Raw genomic sequence first — 20,735 nt, 5'->3', positions numbered from 1 at the left:
TTTATGGGGGTGAAAGTATTGAATAAAAATACAAAATCAACAGCTAACAAAGGAAACAATAAAGGTAACAAAAAGCCACAGGCACAAAAGTCACAGGCACCAAAAGGTAGACCGGCTCCAGCAGCTGCAAAAGAGTTACCGGAAAAAGTAACGTTTGTCGGAAGCTTAACGGTTTCTGAGTTAGCAAAAGAGTTAGGCAAAGAGCCTTCTGAAATTATTAAAAAATTATTTATGCTTGGTGTAATGGCAACAATTAACCAAGAGTTAGATAAAGATTCTATCGAACTAATTGCCGGAGAATACGGTGTAGAAGTTGAAGAAGAAGTAGTGGTAGATGACAATGCTTTTGAATCATTAGAAATCATTGATGACGAAAAAGACCTTCAAGTGCGTCCTCCAGTTGTTACAATCATGGGTCACGTTGACCACGGTAAAACGACGCTTCTTGACTCTATCCGTAACACAAAAGTAACGGCTGCAGAAGCAGGCGGTATCACGCAGCACATCGGTGCTTATCAAGTTGTGGTTGACGAAAAGAAAATTACATTCCTTGATACACCAGGGCATGCTGCATTTACAACGATGCGTGCTCGCGGTGCGCAAGTAACGGATATTACAATCCTTGTTGTGGCAGCAGACGATGGTGTAATGCCTCAAACAATTGAAGCGATTAACCATGCAAAAGCGGCAGAAGTGCCAATTATTGTTGCGGTTAACAAAATGGATAAAGAAGCAGCAAATCCAGATCGCGTTATGCAAGAACTAATGGAGCACGGCCTTGTAGCTGAAGAGTGGGGCGGAGAAACAATCTTCTGTAAGCTTTCAGCCATTTCGGGTGAAGGGATCGATCAATTGCTTGAAATGATTTTACTTGTAAGTGAAGTAGAAGAGTTAAAAGCAAATCCTAACCGTCGTGCAGCAGGTACAGTTGTAGAAGCACAGCTAGATAAAGGCCGTGGGTCTGTAGCAACGCTTCTTGTTCAAACTGGTACACTACGCGTAGGTGATCCAATCGTAGTCGGAAATACGTTTGGCCGCGTTCGCGCAATGGTAAATGATATCGGCCGCCGTGTGAAGGAAGTAGGACCATCTACTCCGGTTGAGATTACTGGCTTAAACGAAGTTCCGTTAGCTGGAGATCGTTTCTTAGTGTTTGAAGATGAGAAAACAGCTCGTCAAATCGGAGAAGCTCGTGCTCAAAAGCAGCTTGAACAACAGCGCGGTGAAAAATCTCGCGTAAGCTTAGATGATTTATTTGAAAAAATTAAACAAGGTGAAATGAAAGACTTAAACCTTATCGTAAAAGCAGACGTACAAGGTTCTGTAGAAGCATTGGCTGCTGCTCTTCAAAAGATTGATGTAGAGGGTGTAAATGTTCGTATTATCCATACGGGTGTAGGTGCGATTACAGAATCTGATATCATTCTTGCAACTGCTTCTAACGCAATCGTTATCGGCTTTAACGTGCGTCCGGATGCTGGAGCAAAACGTACAGCTGACGTAGAAAACGTAGATATTCGTCTTCACCGCATTATTTACAAAGTAATTGAAGAAATTGAATCTGCGATGAAAGGAATGCTTGATCCTGAGTTTGCTGAAAAAATCATCGGTCAAGTGGAAGTACGTCAAACATTCAAAGTATCAAAAGTTGGTACAATCGCAGGAAGTTACGTAACAGACGGTAAAATTACACGTAACAGTGGAATTCGTTTAATCCGTGACGGAATTGTTATCTTTGAAGGTGAAGTAGATGTGCTAAAACGCTTTAAAGACGATGCAAAAGAAGTCGCTCAAGGATATGAGTGTGGTATTACAATTAAAAACTTCAATGATATTAAAGAAGGAGATATTATTGAAGCGTATGTAATGGAGCAAATTGATCCTAAATGATTGGACTAGTGGAGTGTGAATGCTTAATTTACGATGCTGCTTCTCTTAAAGAAAAACGTGCCGTGCTTCAGCGCATCTTGATGCGCTTGAAGCAGCGGTTTAACGTATCAGTTTCTGAAACTGATTTTCAAGATATGTGGCAGCGAACAAAAATTAGCATTGTCGCAGTCTCATCTAGCCGTGTCACAACGGAACAAGAACTGCAAAAAGCGCTAAGCTTGATTGATTCTTTTCCAGAGATTGAACGTACCATTACAACTTTTGATTGGTTATAAAAGGGGTGACACAGATGAACATAAGAGCAACTAGAGTCGGAGAACAAATGAAAAAAGAGATGGGCGAGATTTTAAATCGTAAAATCAAGGATCCGCGCATTGGTTTTGTGACTGTAACAGATGTTCAAGTATCAGGCGATTTACAGCAAGCGAAAGTTTATATCTCTGTTTTAGGAGATGCTGAACAGCGTGAGAATACGTTAAAAGGCCTTGCGAAAGCAAAAGGATTTATCCGCTCAGAAATCGGTCAGCGCATTCGCTTACGTAAAACACCTGAAATTACGTTTGAATTTGATGAATCAATTGATTATGGTAATCGAATTGAATCATTGCTTCATGAAATTAAAAAAGAAAGCGATGACCATCAAGAGAACGAATAAGATCAGTGAATGTAGAAACAAAAAAGGGTGTCTCAAAAGTGGTTTTTGCTTCTGAGACGCCCTTTTTTAAATGAAAAGGAGATGAAGAATGAGTGGACGGTGTTTTAGTTTTACATAAACCAGCTGGCCTGACTTCGCACGACTGTGTGTTTAAAGTCCGAAAGCTGCTTCGCACTAAAAAAGTAGGGCATACAGGCACATTAGACCCAGACGTTACAGGGGTATTGCCTATTTGTATCGGTAGAGCTACCAAAATTGTAGAGTATCTAACAGGAGCTACTAAAACTTATGAGGGAGAAGTTACACTCGGATTTTCTACAACAACAGAAGATTCTTCCGGAGAGATTGTAGAAGAAAAGAAAGTAGCGGATTCTTTTTCGCGTGCTCAAATCGAAGAAGTGCTGTCTTCGATGACAGGAGAACTTCAGCAAGTGCCTCCAATGTACTCCGCGGTAAAAGTCAAAGGTAAAAAGCTATATGAATATGCAAGGCAAGGAATCGAAGTAGAGCGCCCTGTTAGAACCATTCATATTTATAGCTTTGAACTGCTGGACGATCGCGCTACATTTGAGGGAGAACAAATTTCCTTCAAATTCCGCGTAACGTGCAGCAAAGGTACATATGTGCGAACGCTTGCTGTGATGATTGGAGAAGCTCTTGGCTATCCGTCTCATATGTCTTATTTGCAGCGAACGGGTTCAGGGCAGTTTTCACTAGAAGATTGTGTGACATTTGAAGATATTGAACGGGCGGTAGAAGAAGAAACGATTAATGAGAAACTGCATTCGATCGAAGAAGCTCTTAATCATTTGCCGAAACTTCAAATTAGTGATACATTAGCAGAGAAAGTGAAAAATGGCGCGGTATTGCCGTGCACAGAAGATGAAGAGTTAAAAAAGGAACCATTCTTTTTAATGATAAATTCTGCAGGCAAGTGCTTAGCAATTTATGCTCAGCACCCAACGAAAAAACATTTAATGAAGCCGGTTAAAGTGTTGGCAATCGACTAGACCGGTTAGGGAAAAGGTGAACTGTGTTTTGGAAACGATTGAAATTCGACATCCACACCACTTTCAACGAGAAGCTGTTCAACAATCAGTGTTAGCGCTTGGTTATTTTGATGGTGTGCATTTAGGGCATCAGCAAGTGATAAATTCAGCAAAACGGTTAGCCGATGAAAAAGGCATAGCTAGTGCTGTGATGACGTTTACTCCTCACCCTTCTGTGGTGCTCGGGCGCAACGTGCAGCACATTGATATGATCACACCACTTCAAGAAAAAAAGAAACTCATTGAGGAAATGGGAATTGACTTTTTATATATCGTTCATTTTGATAAACAGTTTGCAGCACTATTGCCTCAAGAGTTTGTGGATCAGTATATTATTGGCCTGAATGTGCAGCATGTGGTAGCTGGATTTGACTATACGTATGGAAAGTTAGGTAAAGGAACAATGGAAATACTACCATTTCATTCTCGATCAAAATTCACTCAAACAACAATTGATAAGTTAACAAATGGCGAAGAAAAAATTAGTTCAACGCTTATTCGCGAAAATTTAGCAAATGGAGACATGCATCGAGTAAAAGAGCTGCTTGGGCGCTATTATGAAGTGTCAGGCACAGTAACTCACGGAGAAAAGCGAGGCAGGCAAATAGGTTTTCCAACTGCTAACATCGCCTTAGACGATGAGTATTTACTTCCGCGCATCGGCGTGTATGCTGTTGAGCTTCAGCTCCACGGCAAGTGGTATGCAGGAGTATGCAACGTGGGCTATAAGCCGACTTTTCACGAAAATTTAGAAAAGCCAACAATCGAAGTGCACTTATTATCATTTGACGAACAAATCTACGATCAGCACGTAACGGTGAAATGGCACCGAATGATTCGGTCAGAAAAAAAGTTCAGCGGCATCGAAGAGCTTGTCGGTCAGATCTCAAAGGACAAGGAAGAAGCCCTTGCTTATTTTGAAGGAATTCAAAAGCATAAGAAATAAAAAAATATATATAAATAGCTGCTACGACTTGCTTTTTGCTTCAATAAGTAGTAACATAACACTTGTATGTAAAACAACCATTGCTTGGCATTACGATTCACCAACGTTTTGCTCGGTAACTGGGGTTTAATAATAAGGAGGTGAATAGGATGGCTATCACACAAGAGCGTAAAAATGAAATCATTAGTGAGTACAAAACTCATGCGAACGACACTGGTTCTCCAGAAGTTCAAATCGCTGTCCTAACAGAGCAAATTAACAATCTAAACGGTCACTTACGTACTCATAAAAAGGATCACCATTCACGTCGTGGTCTTTTAAAAATGGTAGGTCGACGTCGTAACTTACTTAACTACCTACGTAACAAAGACGTTACTCGTTATCGTGAGTTAATCAACAAACTTGGTTTACGTCGATAATAAGAAGAAAGCGGGAGCATTCCCGCTTTTTTAGTATGTACATTTAAGAAACATTAAAGATGCTACATAATGTGAAAAAAGCTATTGTTTTTGGATATTTCGTTTATAATAAAACTATCACATTTGATTACATACATATTTTATATGTAGAGAGGGGTACTCGTCGATATGGAACAAGAAAAACGAGTGTTCTCCGTAGATCTAGCTGGACGAAAGCTAGAAGTTGAAGTTGGCCAGTTGGCAAAACAAGCAAATGGCGCAGCATTAATCCGCTATGGAGACACAGTTGTATTAAGTACAGCAACGGCTTCAAAAGAGCCTAAAAATGTAGATTTCTTCCCGTTAACAGTAAACTATGAAGAGCGTTTATATGCAGTCGGTAAAATCCCAGGTGGATTCATTAAGCGTGAAGGCAGACCAAGTGAAAAAGCAATCTTGGCTAGCCGTTTAATCGACCGTCCGATTCGTCCTTTATTCGCAGATGGTTTCCGAAACGAAGTTCAAGTTGTCAGCGTTGTAATGAGCGTAGATCAAAACTGTTCTTCAGAAATCGCGGCAATGTTCGGTTCTTCATTAGCATTATCAGTATCTGATATTCCATTTGAAGGTCCTATTGCAGGCGTAATCGTAGGCCGTGTAGACAATGAATTTGTTGTAAACCCAACGGTAGATGAGCTTGAAAAAAGCGATATTCATCTGACGGTTGCTGGTACAAAAGACGCGATCAACATGGTTGAAGCAGGCGCTGATGAAGTACCGGAAGAAGTAATGCTAGAAGCAATTATGTTTGGACACGAGCAAATTAAAAAATTAATTGCGTTCCAAGAAGAAATTGTAGCAGCAGTAGGCAAAGAAAAAGTAGAAGTTGCGCTTTATACTGTGGATGCTGACCTTGAGCGTCAAGTTCGCGAAATTGCAGAAGGTGACATGAACCGTGCGGTTCAAGTTCAAGAAAAGCATGCGCGCGAAAATGCGATTAAAGAAGTGAAAAGCGCCGTAGCTGCAAAATTTGAAGAGCAAGATGTAGAAGAAGAAGTACTAAATCAAGTGAATGAAATTTTATCAAAGCTTGTTAAAAGTGAAGTGCGTCGCTTGATCACAGAAGAAAAAGTGCGTCCTGATGGCCGTAGTATTGACGAAATTCGTCCACTTTCTTCTGAAACAAACTTGCTTCCTCGTACACACGGATCTGGATTATTTACGCGTGGACAAACTCAAGCGCTTAGCATCTGTACATTAGGTGCACTGGGCGATGTGCAAATTTTAGATGGTTTAAGTGTAGAAGAATCTAAACGCTTCATGCATCACTATAACTTCCCTTCATTTAGTGTTGGTGAAACTAGACCGATGCGCGGACCGGGTCGTCGTGAAATTGGACATGGTGCGCTAGGTGAACGTGCACTTGAGCCTGTTATTCCAAATGAAAAAGATTTCCCTTATACAATTCGTCTTGTATCTGAAGTATTAGAGTCAAACGGTTCTACTTCACAAGCGAGTATTTGTGCAAGTACGCTTGCAATGATGGATGCTGGGGTTCCAATTAAAGCACCTGTAGCAGGGATTGCCATGGGTCTGATCAAATCAGGTGAACACTATTCGATTCTAACGGACATTCAAGGAATGGAAGATCACCTAGGAGATATGGACTTTAAAGTAGCAGGTACGGAAAATGGCGTAACTGCGCTTCAAATGGATATTAAAATTGACGGGTTATCTCGTGAAATTTTAGACGAAGCCCTTCAACAAGCAAAAAAAGGCCGTATGCAGATCTTAAATCATATGATGTCAACGATTGCTACGCCTCGTCAAGAGCTTTCTCAATATGCGCCTAAGATCCTTACAATGGCGATTAACCCTGATAAAATTCGTGATGTTATTGGACCAAGCGGCAAGCAAATCAATAAAATCATCGAAGAAACAGGCGTTAAAATTGATATCGAACAAGATGGTACAATCTTCATTTCTTCTATTGATCAGCCAATGAATGAAAAAGCGAAGAAAATTATTGAAGATCTTGTACGCGAAGTTGAAGTCGGCCAAATGTACTTAGGAAAAGTAAAACGAATTGAAAAATTCGGTGCATTTGTAGAAATCTTCAGCGGAAAAGATGGGCTTGTTCATATTTCAGAGCTTGCAGAAGAGCGTATTGGAAAAGTGGAAGACGTTGTAGCGATTGGTGACGAGCTTTTAGTTAAGGTTATGGAAATTGATAAACAAGGCCGCGTTAACTTATCTCGTAAAGCAATTTTAAAAGAACAAAAAGAAAAAGAAGAAAAAGCAAAAGAAACAAAATAATCTTCTTTTACTACTATATAGATATTGTGAAATCGTCCATACATGAAGAAAATCCATGTGTAGGGCGATTTTATCGTTTGTAGATGTTTGTTCTACCTTGTCCTCTTTATACATATTTTAAATGGTAAAGGGGGAAGGATAAGTGAAGAGAACCATTGTGCAATTTACAGCATTTCTATTTTTACTGGCAATTACATATAAATCTATTTATAATCCTTTTGCTGAAGCATATATAGAAGCACTTAAATCCGATGTACAACTTGTATCAGCTCAGCATGATGCGTTATATCAAAAGATTGAAGAAAAAGCAAAAGATTATGAAAAGCCGGCAGCGAATGCACGAATCGATCCCGTATGGAAACGGGTTCCTGGCTATAACGGCATAAAAGTTGATCTTGCTGCTTCTTATAAAAATATGAAACCTGCGGGTAAATTTGATGAAAAAAAACTAGTGTACAAACAGGTTAGACCAAAGGTTCACTTGAAGGATTTACCACAGGAACCTATCTACCGTGGACACGATGAAAAGCCTATGGTATCGTTTACAGTGAACGTAGCATGGGGGAACGAGTATTTGCCTAAAATGTTAGAAGTGCTAAAAAAGCACCATGCTAAAGCAACTTTCTTTTTAGAAGGAAAATGGGTTAAAAATAATCCAGATATGGCAAAAATGATTGTAGACGCAGGGCATGAAGTAGGAAACCACTCTTATTCTCATCCTGATATGGCCACTTTATCGGCTAGTCAAATCAATCAGCAGCTTAAAAAAACGAATGATATTATTACGTCTACTACGGGACAAAAAGTAAAATGGTTTGCTCCGCCGAGCGGCAGTTTTCGCCCCGAAGTAGTAACGCTTGCTTCTCAGTTAAAAATGAGTACCATCATGTGGACAGTTGATACAATCGATTGGCAAAAGCCAAGTTCAGAAGTGTTAATTAATCGAGTAATGAAAAAGATTCACCCAGGGGCTATTGTACTGATGCACCCGACTGAATCAACGGCCGAATCGCTTGACCAATTGTTAACCGATATTGAACGCAAAGGCCTGAAAGTTAGCGATGTGTCAACAATGCTAGATGAAGAACGAATGATGAAAATACCTTCTTCTACTAAGAAGTAAGTGAGATAAGCAAAAGGGAGGCACTAGCTTGATAAAACGATATACGTGCAAAAATGGTGTAAGAATTGTATTGGAAAATATCCCAACTGTTCGATCTGTGGCCATTGGGGTTTGGATCGGAACGGGTTCTCGAAGTGAACACCCTGAAATTAATGGTGTATCACATTTTCTTGAACATATGTTTTTTAAAGGAACAAAAACAAGATCTGCTCGTGAAATTGCAGAAAGCTTCGACCGCATTGGGGGACAAGTAAATGCATTCACTTCTAAAGAATACACGTGCTACTATGCAAAAGTATTAGACGAACACGCAGATCAAGCACTCGATGTGCTAGCGGATATGTTCTTTAATTCTTCATTTGATGAAGAGGAATTAGCTCGTGAAAAAAATGTTGTATATGAAGAAATTAAAATGTATGAAGATACACCTGATGATATTGTACACGATTTATTAGGCAAAGCCGTATATGGCAATCATCCATTAGGCTATCCAATTTTAGGAACGGAAGATACGTTAAAAACATTTAACGGTGATTCGCTTCGTCAGTATATGGAGCAAATGTATATTCCCGAAAACATCGTTATTTCAGTAGCTGGAAACATTGATGAAAGTTTTATTCAGCAGGTGGAAAACTATTTTGGTACATATACGTCAAGTCATTCCGCTCATCAATATGTTCAGCCAGAGTTTCATACAAATCATATTGCGCGCAAAAAGGAAACAGAACAAGCTCATCTTTGCCTTGGCTTTAAAGGTTTGCCAATCGGCGGAGAAGATGTATATAGCTTAATTGTATTAAATAACGTGCTTGGCGGAAGTATGAGCAGTCGTTTGTTCCAAGAAGTCCGCGAACAGCGCGGCTTGGCTTATTCTGTTTTCTCTTATCATTCTTCTTATCGAGACAGCGGTCTTGTCACGATTTATGGGGGGACGGGAAGCCATCAGCTCGACGTATTATATGATACCGTTCAAGAAACGCTTTATGATCTGAAAGACAAAGGGATTACAGATAAAGAACTTTCTAACAGCAAAGAGCAGCTGAAAGGAAACTTAATGCTGAGCCTTGAAAGTACAAATAGCCGTATGAGCAGAAACGGAAAAAATGAGTTAATGCTAGGCTATCACCGTTCATTAGATGAGATTCTAGACCTTGTTAATGCCGTGACTAAAGATAGTGTAAATGGTCTTGCACGAGATATTTTCAAAGATGAATTTGCTCTTTCGCTAATAAGCCCGAGTGGAGATTTACCTAAAGGTTTTAAAGGAAAGTAAACAGTAAAAGTAAGGTTGGCTAAAATAATTGAGCCAGCCTTATTTTTTTGTCATTTTTTGTATGGTTGTTCAATAAATTAGATGAAAGGAGGGATTCTATGAGATTAAGCGAACTGAGTGGAAAAGAAATTGTAGATGTTAAGCGAGCAGAACGTTTGGGTATTTTAGGGCAAACGGATCTTGAAATTAATGAACATACGGGACAAATTAATGCGCTGATTATTCCATCTGTGAAGTGGTTTGGGTTTCGAAAGCAAGGAGATGAAGTGCGAGTGCCGTGGGGAAATATCGAAAAAATTGGTACAGATATGGTGATTGTAAATGTCCAGCAGCTAGAAGACATAAACAATGAGTCAACAAAATAAGAAACGAGATGCTTCCTGCATCTCGTTTCTTTTATTTTCAGGGATAAAGATTCACCGATTCCTGTGTGTTTACATAGTATGTTGAAGAAAAGCAATAGGCATTCTAGGGCGTAATGATAGCACTTTACATCTCGATGGTTTAAGCGAAAGATACATCTATTTAATGTTAAAGAAGGTGAAAATGAAACATGTTAACGGATTTGCACATAGCTGTAATTGGCGGTGATGCTAGGCAGCTTGAAGTCATTCGAAAATTAATTCAATTAGATGCAAAAACCTCTCTTATTGGTTTTGATCAGCTAGATCATGGTTTTACAGGTGCGACGAAATATCAGATAGAGGAGCTGGATTTTTCAGATGTTGACGCCATCATCCTTCCAGTGCCTGGAACAAATCACGAAGGGCAAGTAGATACTATTTTTTCAAATGAAAAAGTAGTGCTGACTGAAGAAATACTTAAAAAAACGCCTGAGCACTGCATTATTTATTCTGGTATTAGCAATGGGTATTTAAACGAATTAGTCAAAACGACAAACCGTAAACTCGTTCAGCTATTTGAGCGTGATGATGTAGCAATTTATAACTCTATTCCTACTGTTGAAGGTACCATCATGCTTGTTATTCAACATACGGATTTTACCATTCACGGTTCAAATATTTCTGTCCTAGGTTTAGGAAGAGTAGGAATGAGCGTGGCGAGGTCCTTTGCTGCACTCGGTGCCAATGTAAAAGTAGGAGCTAGAAAATCTGAACATTTAGCACGTATTGCTGAAATGGGTTTGCAACCTTTCTATCTTTCTGAACTCGATAAAGAAATTGCTGATAGTGATATATGTATTAACACCATTCCATACCCCATCTTAACGGCTAAGACATTATCTAATGTCCCGACCCATGCACTCATTATTGATTTAGCTTCAAAGCCTGGAGGAACCGATTTCCGCTATGCGGAAAAACGAGGAATTAAAGCTATTTTAGCACCAGGTCTTCCAGGAATTGTGGCTCCAAAAACAGCAGGTCAGATTGTCGCTAATGTATTAGTGAATTTATTAAAAGACGCTGCGGATGCGAGAGAGGAGAAAAAATAATGTCATTAAAAGGTAAAAGAATAGGATTCGGCTTGACCGGGTCTCACTGTACGTATGATGCGGTTATGCCGGAAATTGAAAAGCTTGTTAATTTGGGAGCAGAAGTGTTACCGGTCGTTTCTTACACTGTACAATCCACAAATACTCGTTTTGGAGATGGAGAAGACTGGGTGAAGAAAATTGAGGAATTAACGGGTCACGCCGTCATCAATACAATTGTAAAAGCAGAGCCTTTAGGACCAAAGATTCCGCTTGATTGTATGGTGGTTGCCCCAATCACTGGGAATACGATGAGTAAGTTTGCAAATGCAATGACTGAATCTCCGGTACTCATGGCAGCTAAAGCAACGCTTCGTAATAATAAGCCGGTGGTACTGGGAATTTCGACTAATGACGCACTAGGGCTAAATGGTGTAAACTTAATGAGGCTAATGGCGACTAAAAATATTTATTTTATTCCATTTGGTCAAGATGACCCGGTGCTTAAGCCGAATTCAATGGTAGCGCGTATGACGATGTTATCAGACACGGTGTACGCAGCGCTTGAAGATAAACAGATTCAGCCTGTTATTGTCGAAAGGTTCCGCGACGGTCAAGAGTCATAGGACATATATGCCTCTTGCTGTTGCATGAATCTATTCAATACTGCGGCTGTAAGAGAACTCTCAATCTCAAAGAAGAGAAGATTTTAAAAATCTTCTCTTCTTTGACGCAATGAAGCATAATAATATGTTAAAATAGTCAGTATATGCAGATAAATGTTGAGTAGTTGAAAATTGTTGGAGGCGGTATTAAAATGACAAGAGAATTACATGTAGCAGTAGTAGGAGCAACAGGTGCAGTAGGACAACAAATGATTAAAACCCTACAGGAGCGTAATTTTCCAGTTGGTAAATTAACGTTATTATCTTCAGCTCGTTCAGCTGGTAAAAAAGTGTTGTTTAACGGAGAAGAAGTTGTTGTGCAAGAAGCAACTCCTGATAGCTTTGAAGGCGTAGATATTGCTTTATTCAGTGCAGGCGGGAGTATTTCAAAAGCACTTGCACCAGAGGCAGTAAAACGCGGAGCAATCGTTGTAGACAACACAAGCGCTTATCGAATGGATGAAAATGTCCCGTTAGTTGTGCCGGAAGTGAATGAAGACGCATTACACGCACATAACGGAATCATTGCTAATCCAAACTGCTCCACAATTCAAATGGTTGCAGCATTACAGCCGTTGCGTGAAACATATGGCTTATCTAAAGTACTAGTATCAACGTATCAAGCCGTTTCTGGAGCAGGCGCTGCTGCAATTAATGAATTAAAAGAACAAGCTAAAGCTATTTTAGAAGAAAAAGAGTTTACACCGGAAATTTTACCGGTTGGTGGAGATAAAAAACATTATCAAATTGCTTTTAATGCCATTCCGCAAATTGATAAATTTCAAGATAACGGTTTTACATTTGAAGAAATGAAAATGATTAATGAAACGAAGAAAATTATGAGCATGCCTGAATTGCCAGTAGCTGCTACTTGTGTTCGTCTACCGGTTGTAACAGGTCATTCAGAGTCAGTGTACATTGAAATTGAAAAAGACGGTGTAACGGTAGCTGATGTGAAAAATTTATTGGCTGATGCACCTGGTATCGTATTGCAAGATGATCCAGAAAATCAAGTATATCCAATGCCAGCAGATTGTGTAGGTAAACGAGATGTGTTTGTCGGCCGTATTCGTAAAGATTTAGATCGCGATAACGGTTTCCATATGTGGATCGTTTCTGATAACTTGTTAAAAGGTGCAGCTTGGAATTCTGTACAAATTGCAGAATCACTTATTAAGCTTAGCTTAGTAAAATAAGCGCAACCAGAGTGTCTCGGAACATGATGAGGTGTAAGTATGAAAATAATCGTCCAAAAATTTGGAGGAACTTCCGTTCGTAACGAAGAAGGAAGAGCGAGAGCAATCTATCATTTAAATAATGCATTAAGTGAGGGTTACAAAGTAGTCGTTGTTGTATCGGCAATGGGACGAAAAGGTGAGCCGTATGCAACGGATACATTGCTTTCACTTGTTGATGGAAATAAAGCGTCTCTTAATAAACGTGAGCTTGATATGCTTATGGCATGCGGAGAATTAATTTCATCGGTTGTGTTTACGAATTTATTAAACGAAAATGGTATTAAAGCTACAGCGTTAAACGGTGCACAGGCCGGGTTTGTGACGAATGATGATTTTACCAATGCCAAGATACTAGAAATGAAATGCGATCGTTTGTTAAAAGAATTAGAAGAATATGATGTCGTTGTTGTAACAGGCTTTCAAGGTGCAACTACTGAAGGTGATACAACAACGCTTGGACGCGGAGGCAGCGATACATCTGCTTCAGCTTTAGGTGCAGCCCTTATGGCTGATTACATTGACATTTTCACAGATGTAGAAGGTGTGATGACAGCGGACCCGCGTATTGTAGAAGATGCAAGACCGCTATCCGTTGTCACATATAACGAAATATGCAACATGGCTTATCAAGGTGCAAAAGTAGTTCACCCACGTGCCGTAGAAATTGCCATGCAAGCAAAAGTACCGATGCGCGTCCGTTCCACGTATGCTGATTCAACAGGTACGCTCGTTACATCTCAAGGTGAAGCACAGCAGCGTGGAAGCGATGTACAAGAACGCCTTGTAACAGGCATCGCGCACGTATCCAACGTCACTCAAATTAAAGTTTTTAGTAAAGAAGGCCATTATGATACGCAAGCAGAAGTATTCAAAGCAATGGCACAAGAAAAAATCAGCGTAGATTTTATCAATATTTCACCGAAGGGTGTTGTATATACGGTAACAGATGAAGCAACTGACAAAGCGATTGATGTGCTTCATGCGCTGGGGTATGAGCCGGCTGTTATTCGCAACTGTGCCAAAGTGTCAACGGTTGGAGCAGGAATTGCAGGGGTGCCTGGTGTTACATCTAAAATTGTTACAGCCCTTTCTGGCGAAGGTATTCAGATTTTACAATCTGCTGACAGCCATACGACGATTTGGGTGCTTGTAAAAGAAGAGGATTTAAAGAAAGCCGTTAATGCTCTTCATGGTGCCTTTGACTTGTCAAAAGCACCGCAAAAGAGATAAACTACATGTTCCGTTAGCTATAAGCTAACGGTTCATTACATGAATAGGGATAATGCAATTTCAAGGAGTGAAAACATGATTGATTTTGGGAAAGTCGCAACAGCGATGGTAACGCCTTTTGATCATAAAGGAAATATTGATTTTGAAAAAACAACGCAGCTTATTAACTATTTAATCAGCAACGGTTCGGATGCGTTGGTTATTGCAGGAACAACGGGTGAATCTCCTACGCTTTCAACAGAAGAAAAGCTGGCGCTGTTCCGCCACTCAGTAAAGGTAGTAGATGGCCGTGTACCTGTTGTGGCTGGTACAGGAAGCAACAATACGTATGCATCAATTGAATTAACAAAAAAGGCAGAAGAAATCGGCGTAGATGCGATTATGATTGTAGCACCTTATTACAACAAGCCGAATCAGGAAGGCTTATATCAGCATTTTAAAACAATTGCTGAAAGTACAGAGCTGCCTGTCATGTTATACAATATTCCAGGGCGATCTGTGATCAATATGTCTGTTGATACAATTGTACGCCTAGCTGAACTGCCAAATGTTGTAGCGTTAAAAGATGCAAGCGGAGATCTTGACGCAATGACAGCTATTATCGCACAAACAAGCGATGATTTTGCTTTATACAGCGGTGATGATGGTTTAACACTACCGGTACTAGCAGTTGGAGGAACTGGTATTATTTCTGTTGCCTCTCACGTTATTGGGAATGAAATGCAAGAGATGGTTAAGCTGTATGAGTCGGGAAATCCGAAGGAAGCAGCAAAAATTCATCAGCGTATTGTACCTGTTATGAAATCTCTTTTTGCGGCTCCAAGTCCAACGCCTGTTAAAACAGCTTTACAGCTAAAAGGGTTAGACGTAGGATCGGTACGATTACCTTTAGTTCCGTTAACGGAAGAAGAACGCCAAACGTTAGTCAGCACATTAAATACGCTATAAGCTATAAGTATGTTTTTTAAACGTCTCTTCATTGACCGTATATACGAGTCGATGAAGAGACGTTTTTTTCTTATAAGATAATAGAAGAGCAGATGACGGAAATAGACGAATGAAATTTCTTGTATTCCAATTCTTACTTCAGTTATAATGTAAGCAAATGAAATTGAACGGGTGAAAGTAAGTAGGAGGAGCTTATGGTACTAGAAAAGACAGAAAATATTAAAATTTCAGCCTTGGGTGGAGTCGGAGAACTTGGAAAAAACATGTATGTGGTGGAAATCAATGAAAACATATATGTGTTAGATGCAGGATCAAAGTTTCCGGGAGGGGAAATGTTAGGAATTGATATTGTCATTCCGGACATTACATATTTAGTAGAAAATCAGCAGAACGTAAAAGGCATATTTGTTACTCATGGACACGAAGAACAAATTGGCGCTATTCCCTTTATACTTCAAAAATTGGATGTGCCTGTATATGGTACAGAATTAACGCTAGCACTTATCAAAGAAAAGTTAAAAGAATATGGAATTAAAAAATATGAAGCTTTACATCCTATCACTTCGTCAACGGTTTTATCGTTTGAAGGAGTAGATATTTCATTTTTCAGAACGCAGCACAGCATCCAAGATTCAGTCGGTATTTGTTTACAAACAAATCAAGGTGCGATTGTATATACAGGTGATTTTAAATTTGATCAAAATTCAGTCAGCATTCAAAGCGCTGATATTGGAAAAATGGCTGCCATTGGGGAACAAGGCGTGCTGTGTTTGCTTTCAGACAGTACAAATGCGGATAAGCCGGGCTATACAGTTTCCGAAGCCGTCATTGGACAAAATATTACCGACGCTTTTTATAAAAGCAAAGGTCGAATCATTGTTGCTGCATACAGTTCCAATCTGCACCGTATTCAGCAAATCATTCATGCCGCATATCAGCACGGCCGCAATCTGATCGTTATGGAAAAAAATATGCTGAAAATCATTGATATTGCAGCAAAACTTGGACATTTGCAGCTGCCTGAGGATTTAATTGTTCCTGTGCAAAAGCTAAAAGATCTTTCAGAACATGAAACGGTTATTTTAACAACAGGTCATCACGGAGAGCCGATTTTAGGTCTTACTCGAATGGCTAAACAGTCCCATAAATTTATTCAAATCAAACAAGATGATACGGTCCTGCTGGCTGCTACACCTGTGGCGGGGCACGAAACGACCTTTTCAAAAACAATTGACGTCATCTTTCGTTTAGGAGCAAGCGTAGTGTTTGCTCAGAAGAAAGTGCAGGCTTCCGGACACGGCAGTCAAGAAGAATTAAAATTTATGATTAACTTAACAAAGCCGAAATATGTCATGCCTGTGAATGGAGAGTATCGAAAACAAAAAGCTTATGCAAAGCTGGCCGGTCAATTAGGAATATCAGAAGATCATATTTGTTTGCTTGAAAAAGGCGAGCGAGTTGAGTTTAAAGATGCTCGCATGTACCCTAGCGGTTCTATTCAAGCAGGAAATACACTTATTGATGGACTAGGCGTCGGTGATATTGGAAATATCGTTCTGAGAGACCGCAGGCTGCTGTCACAGGACGGAATCTTAACGGTAGTAGTTACGATTAATAAACGCCAAAAAACGGTAGTAGCGGGGCCAGAAATCATCTCCCGCGGATTCGTCTATGTAAGAGAATCAGAAAAGCTTTTAGAAGAAGCAACGAAGATTGTTCAGCAAATTTTAGAAAAGTGTATGGAAGACAAAGTGATCGAGTGGTCTTCATTAAAATTAAAAATGAGAGAAAGTTTAAATCAATTTCTATATGAAAAAACCCGTCGTAAACCGATGATTTTACCGATTATTATGGAAATCTAATGTGAAGCCTTCCCGCTGGGAAGGCTTTTTATTTGCAGCTGATGCGGATGTAATAACTATGAGAAGTTCATACTACTACTATCAATAAGTGAAAGGAGCTAGAATATGTTTGAAAATAACGAAAGGTTACATTCTGATGAAGCGCCTCAGCAGCCTAATAAAAATGAAGAAAGCAAGGGCGGGATATTAGATAAAATTCAACAATTAGGACAGACCAACGTGGCTCAGCTTCCTCAGGATTCTAATATTCACTGTTTAACGATTGTAGGACAAATAGAAGGGCACATGCAGCTGCCTCCTCAAAACAAAACGACAAAATATGAGCATGTCATCCCGCAAATTGTGGCGATCGAACAAAATCCAAAAATTGAAGGATTGCTTATTATTTTGAATACAGTAGGTGGAGATGTAGAAGCGGGTCTTGCAATTGCTGAAATGATTGCTTCGTTATCCAAGCCTTCTGTGTCCATTGTGTTAGGAGGCGGACATTCAATCGGTGTTCCAATTGCGGTTTCAACTGATTATTCGTATATTGCCGGTACAGCGACCATGACCATTCACCCTATTCGCTTAACAGGTCTTGTTATTGGTGTACCGCAAACATTTGAATACTTAGATAAAATGCAAGAGCGCGTGATTAACTTTGTGAGAGAACACTCTCATATTTCAGAAGAAAAGTTTAAAGAACTTATGTTTTCAAAAGGGAACTTAACGCGTGATATCGGGACAAATGTAGTTGGCGGAGATGCTGTTTCATACGGGTTAATTAACGAAGTAGGCGGAGTTGCTCAAGCGATCAAAAAGTTGAATGAACTGATTGAGCAAGGACGTCAGAATGAGGAGCAGCTGCTGCAATGATTTTGTATACAATGATGCCGCAAGAACTAATCTTTCAGCAGTCTTATCAACAAGAACAATCTCAGCCAAAGCTTATTAGCCATAATGGAATCCCGGTTATTGTTGAAGAAAATGAACAAAAGCAACAGCAAATTGTGAGGATTTTAAGCACGAATCCTCAAGATTATTTGAATGAAAATTATTATCCTGGTCAAATTTTGTCGTAAGGATTTCAGTATAATTATGGTGAATATGGTATAATGAATATGACGAAGAAGGCAGCCGCTGTATTGGCTGCTTTTTTATTCAACTGATAAAAGAAACAAAATCAACATAGAGCGTTGGACGTTGATTGGAGTGGAAAAATGGCAAAGAAAAAACGAAGAGGTCAAATAAAAAAGGATGAATGGAAACGCATATTGCGCTTTGAGCTTATTGGCTTATTTTTATTAGCATTAACGTTAATTGCCATGGCAGGACTTGGTGCTGTAGGACAGGCCCTTGTACTAGTGGTCCGCTTATTTATTGGCGAATGGTATATGCTGTGTTTAATCGGAATGGCTATTCTATCTGTTTATATTATTTGGAAAAGGGAAATGCCTCCTTTAGTGACGCGGCAGCTTATCGGTACATATCTCATTATTTTATCTATTTTACTGTTTAGTCATGTTACGTTATTTGAAAATTTATCAAAAAACGGAACGTTTACAGATCCGTCTGTCATTATGAACACGTGGGATTTGTATATGCTCGAAGCAACGGGCCAATCGAATCACAGTGATTTAGGCGGAGGGATGATAGGAGCTATTATGTTTGCCATGTTCTACTATCTATTTGATAGCTTAGGAACAGAACTTATCGCTGCCTTGCTTATTGTGATTGGAGTACTGCTTATTACCGGACGTTCGCTTCACGAAACGGTATTAAAACTTTTGTCACCTCTAGTGAATTTTTTAACAACGGAGTTAAAAGAAGGCTGGCAAGATATTCAGACGTGGAAACATAAAAAGAAAAAAGCTCCCAAAACAACAAAAAAGAGACGCCAAGAAAAAGCTGTTCAAGAGCCTGAAGAAAGCATGGACATAGAAGTAGAAGCACCTTCGCCTCCAATTATTGAACACTTTGACTACGGAGAGGAAGAGTCTAGTCAACCTCCTGCTGCTCCTATAGCTCCGGTGCCGCCGGTTGTGGAATCGAAGCCTGTAGCTGCTGCACCGCAACAGCCAAGGCCGCAAAAGGAACAGGAAGAAGAAAAAGCTCCTATGATTACATTTACTGAAACGGAAAATAAAGAGTATGAGCTTCCTCCTATCAAGCTATTAACGATGCCAAAGAAAAGCAACCAGGCAAAAGAGCATAAAAACATTTATAAAAATGCCGAAAAACTTGAAAAAACGTTTCAAAGCTTCGGCGTAAAAGCAAAAGTGGCAAAAGTTCACCTTGGACCAGCTGTTACAAAATATGAAGTATATCCTGATGTAGGAGTAAAAGTAAGTAAGATTGTTAATTTAAGTGATGATCTAGCACTTGCATTAGCTGCCAAAGATATTCGGATTGAAGCTCCAATTCCCGGGAAATCAGCGGTAGGAATTGAAGTGCCGAATGAAGAAGTAGCGATGGTTTCACTTAGAGAAGTACTTGAAGCAACTGAAAATAACCGACCGGATAAAAAGCTATTAGTTGGTTTAGGAAGAGATATTTCAGGTGAAGCTGTGCTAGCAGAGCTTAATAAAATGCCTCATATGCTTGTAGCAGGGGCAACCGGAAGCGGAAAAAGTGTATGTATCAACGGTATTATTATTAGTATTTTAATGAGGACAAAGCCTCATGAAGTAAAATTAATGATGATTGACCCTAAAATGGTTGAGCTCAATATGTACAATGGTATTCCGCATTTATTGGCTCCTGTTGTAACGGATCCGAAAAAAGCTTCTCAAGCCTTAAAGAAAGTTGTAAATGAAATGGAGCGACGTTATGAGCTGTTTTCACACAGCGGAACGAGAAACATTGAAGGATATAACGATTTAGTAAAACGTATGAATGACGATGGAGACGCCGATGCAAAACAGCCGACTCTTCCTTATATTGTGGTGATTGTCGATGAGTTGGCTGACTTGATGATGGTTGCTTCATCTGATGTAGAAGATTCGATCACACGTCTTGCTCAAATGGCTCGTGCTGCCGGCATTCATTTGATTATTGCTACACAGCGACCATCAGTAGATGTTATTACGGGAGTTATTAAAGCTAACATTCCTTCCCGAATCGCTTTTAGTGTATCTTCACAAACTGACTCTCGTACGATCTTAGATATGGGAGGAGCTGAAAAGCTTCTAGGAAGAGGAGATATGCTGTTCATGCCTGTTGGAGCTTCAAAACCTGTGCGTGTGCAAGGTGCCTTTTTATCAGATGAAGAAGTAGAAGAGATTGTTGATTTTGTAATTGCACAGCAAAAAGCGCAGTATCAAGAAGAAATGATTCCAACCGATGCTCCTGAACAAGTTGATGATTTTGCAGATGAGCTATATGACGAAGCGGTACAGCTTGTAGCAGAAATGCAAACAGCTTCTGTTTCTATGCTGCAGCGACGCTTTCGAATTGGCTATAACCGGGCTGCGCGCTTAATCGATGCAATGGAAGAGCGTGGAGTGGTGGGACCTTATGAAGGAAGTAAGCCGCGTTCCGTCCTGATTTCTCAGCAGAATGAGGATGTTGGATCTTAATAATGTTACTAGAAAAGATGACTTGCATATGTGCAAGTCATCTTTTTTATGAAACGACAGAGAGGAAGAATAGTATCATACAAAAATATGTCATGCTAAATAAATGAAATAAAAACGAATATTAAAAAATTTAATGACTAAAATGTTTGG

General features: G+C 39.7%; 18 protein-coding genes and 1 pseudogene. All 19 read left to right on the top strand.

Translation table 11 applies throughout. From position 1 onward, the window contains the following. Positions 1 to 21 precede the first annotated feature (21 nt). A pseudogene (gene infB, locus ACFX40_RS08355) lies at positions 22 to 1,890 on the top strand (translation initiation factor IF-2); the annotation flags it as partial. Beyond that, positions 1,887 to 2,165 carry a DUF503 domain-containing protein gene (locus tag ACFX40_RS08350; RefSeq protein ID WP_028410841.1) on the top strand — a complete coding sequence of 93 codons (279 nt, stop codon included), beginning with the start codon at positions 1,887 to 1,889 and terminating at the stop codon, positions 2,163 to 2,165. The pseudogene infB and the gene ACFX40_RS08350, both read left to right, overlap by 4 nt. Before the next feature lie 14 nt (positions 2,166 to 2,179). Then, complete coding sequence (gene rbfA, locus ACFX40_RS08345) at positions 2,180 to 2,545, top strand: 30S ribosome-binding factor RbfA (RefSeq protein ID WP_013058834.1); 366 nt, start codon at positions 2,180 to 2,182, stop codon at positions 2,543 to 2,545. Between the two features lie 92 nt (positions 2,546 to 2,637). After that, the gene (truB, locus tag ACFX40_RS08340; RefSeq protein ID WP_098331911.1) at positions 2,638 to 3,555 is read left to right on the top strand and encodes a tRNA pseudouridine(55) synthase TruB; all 918 of its coding nucleotides are present in this window, start codon (positions 2,638 to 2,640) and stop codon (positions 3,553 to 3,555) included. A 28-nt stretch (positions 3,556 to 3,583) separates the two neighbouring features. Further along, complete coding sequence (ribF, locus tag ACFX40_RS08335; protein ID WP_060745988.1) at positions 3,584 to 4,540, top strand: bifunctional riboflavin kinase/FAD synthetase; 957 nt, start codon at positions 3,584 to 3,586, stop codon at positions 4,538 to 4,540. A 149-nt stretch (positions 4,541 to 4,689) separates the two neighbouring features. Further along, positions 4,690 to 4,959 (top strand): 30S ribosomal protein S15, encoded by a 270-nt coding sequence (gene rpsO, locus ACFX40_RS08330; protein WP_013058831.1) that lies wholly within the window; start codon positions 4,690 to 4,692, stop codon positions 4,957 to 4,959. Positions 4,960 to 5,127: 168 nt separating this feature from the next. Then, the gene (gene pnp, locus ACFX40_RS08325) at positions 5,128 to 7,254 is read left to right on the top strand and encodes a polyribonucleotide nucleotidyltransferase (RefSeq protein WP_028410844.1); all 2,127 of its coding nucleotides are present in this window, start codon (positions 5,128 to 5,130) and stop codon (positions 7,252 to 7,254) included. Positions 7,255 to 7,396: 142 nt separating this feature from the next. Beyond that, on the top strand, positions 7,397 to 8,377 hold the full coding sequence (locus ACFX40_RS08320; RefSeq protein ID WP_016765374.1) for a polysaccharide deacetylase family protein: 981 nt from the start codon (positions 7,397 to 7,399) through the stop codon (positions 8,375 to 8,377). A gap of 28 nt (positions 8,378 to 8,405) precedes the next feature. Continuing rightward, the gene (locus ACFX40_RS08315) at positions 8,406 to 9,650 is read left to right on the top strand and encodes a M16 family metallopeptidase (RefSeq protein ID WP_028410845.1); all 1,245 of its coding nucleotides are present in this window, start codon (positions 8,406 to 8,408) and stop codon (positions 9,648 to 9,650) included. Between the two features lie 98 nt (positions 9,651 to 9,748). Next, a complete protein-coding gene (locus ACFX40_RS08310; protein ID WP_028410846.1) occupies positions 9,749 to 10,015 on the top strand; it encodes a YlmC/YmxH family sporulation protein in 267 nt (88 codons plus the stop codon). A gap of 188 nt (positions 10,016 to 10,203) precedes the next feature. Then, positions 10,204 to 11,103 carry a dipicolinic acid synthetase subunit A gene (gene dpaA, locus ACFX40_RS08305; protein WP_013058826.1) on the top strand — a complete coding sequence of 300 codons (900 nt, stop codon included), beginning with the start codon at positions 10,204 to 10,206 and terminating at the stop codon, positions 11,101 to 11,103. Next, the gene (locus ACFX40_RS08300; protein ID WP_013058825.1) at positions 11,103 to 11,708 is read left to right on the top strand and encodes a dipicolinate synthase subunit B; all 606 of its coding nucleotides are present in this window, start codon (positions 11,103 to 11,105) and stop codon (positions 11,706 to 11,708) included. The genes dpaA and ACFX40_RS08300 overlap by 1 nt, the downstream gene beginning before the upstream one ends. Before the next feature lie 191 nt (positions 11,709 to 11,899). After that, the gene (gene asd, locus ACFX40_RS08295) at positions 11,900 to 12,943 is read left to right on the top strand and encodes an aspartate-semialdehyde dehydrogenase (RefSeq protein ID WP_013058824.1); all 1,044 of its coding nucleotides are present in this window, start codon (positions 11,900 to 11,902) and stop codon (positions 12,941 to 12,943) included. Between the two features lie 39 nt (positions 12,944 to 12,982). After that, positions 12,983 to 14,215, top strand: a complete 1,233-nt coding sequence (gene dapG, locus ACFX40_RS08290; RefSeq protein ID WP_013084757.1) for an aspartate kinase — start codon at positions 12,983 to 12,985, stop codon at positions 14,213 to 14,215. A gap of 75 nt (positions 14,216 to 14,290) precedes the next feature. Further along, positions 14,291 to 15,163, top strand: a complete 873-nt coding sequence (gene dapA, locus ACFX40_RS08285; protein WP_028410848.1) for a 4-hydroxy-tetrahydrodipicolinate synthase — start codon at positions 14,291 to 14,293, stop codon at positions 15,161 to 15,163. A gap of 194 nt (positions 15,164 to 15,357) precedes the next feature. After that, complete coding sequence (locus tag ACFX40_RS08280) at positions 15,358 to 17,025, top strand: ribonuclease J (RefSeq protein ID WP_098331914.1); 1,668 nt, start codon at positions 15,358 to 15,360, stop codon at positions 17,023 to 17,025. A 105-nt stretch (positions 17,026 to 17,130) separates the two neighbouring features. Continuing rightward, entirely contained in the window at positions 17,131 to 17,883 is a 753-nt protein-coding gene (locus tag ACFX40_RS08275) for a ClpP family protease (RefSeq protein ID WP_013058820.1), read from the top strand. Further along, a complete protein-coding gene (locus tag ACFX40_RS08270) occupies positions 17,880 to 18,089 on the top strand; it encodes a YlzJ-like family protein (RefSeq protein WP_025750284.1) in 210 nt (69 codons plus the stop codon). The genes ACFX40_RS08275 and ACFX40_RS08270 overlap by 4 nt, the downstream gene beginning before the upstream one ends. A 138-nt stretch (positions 18,090 to 18,227) precedes the next feature. Then, on the top strand, positions 18,228 to 20,585 hold the full coding sequence (locus ACFX40_RS08265) for an FtsK/SpoIIIE family DNA translocase (protein WP_098249191.1): 2,358 nt from the start codon (positions 18,228 to 18,230) through the stop codon (positions 20,583 to 20,585). Positions 20,586 to 20,735 lie beyond the last annotated feature (150 nt).

Source organism: Priestia sp. YIM B13552, from assembly GCF_042787775.1.
GTDB lineage: Bacteria > Bacillota > Bacilli > Bacillales > Bacillaceae_H > Priestia > Priestia megaterium_E.
Note: the sequence above shows the minus strand (reverse complement) of the source record. Positions and strands in the feature narration are given on the sequence as shown.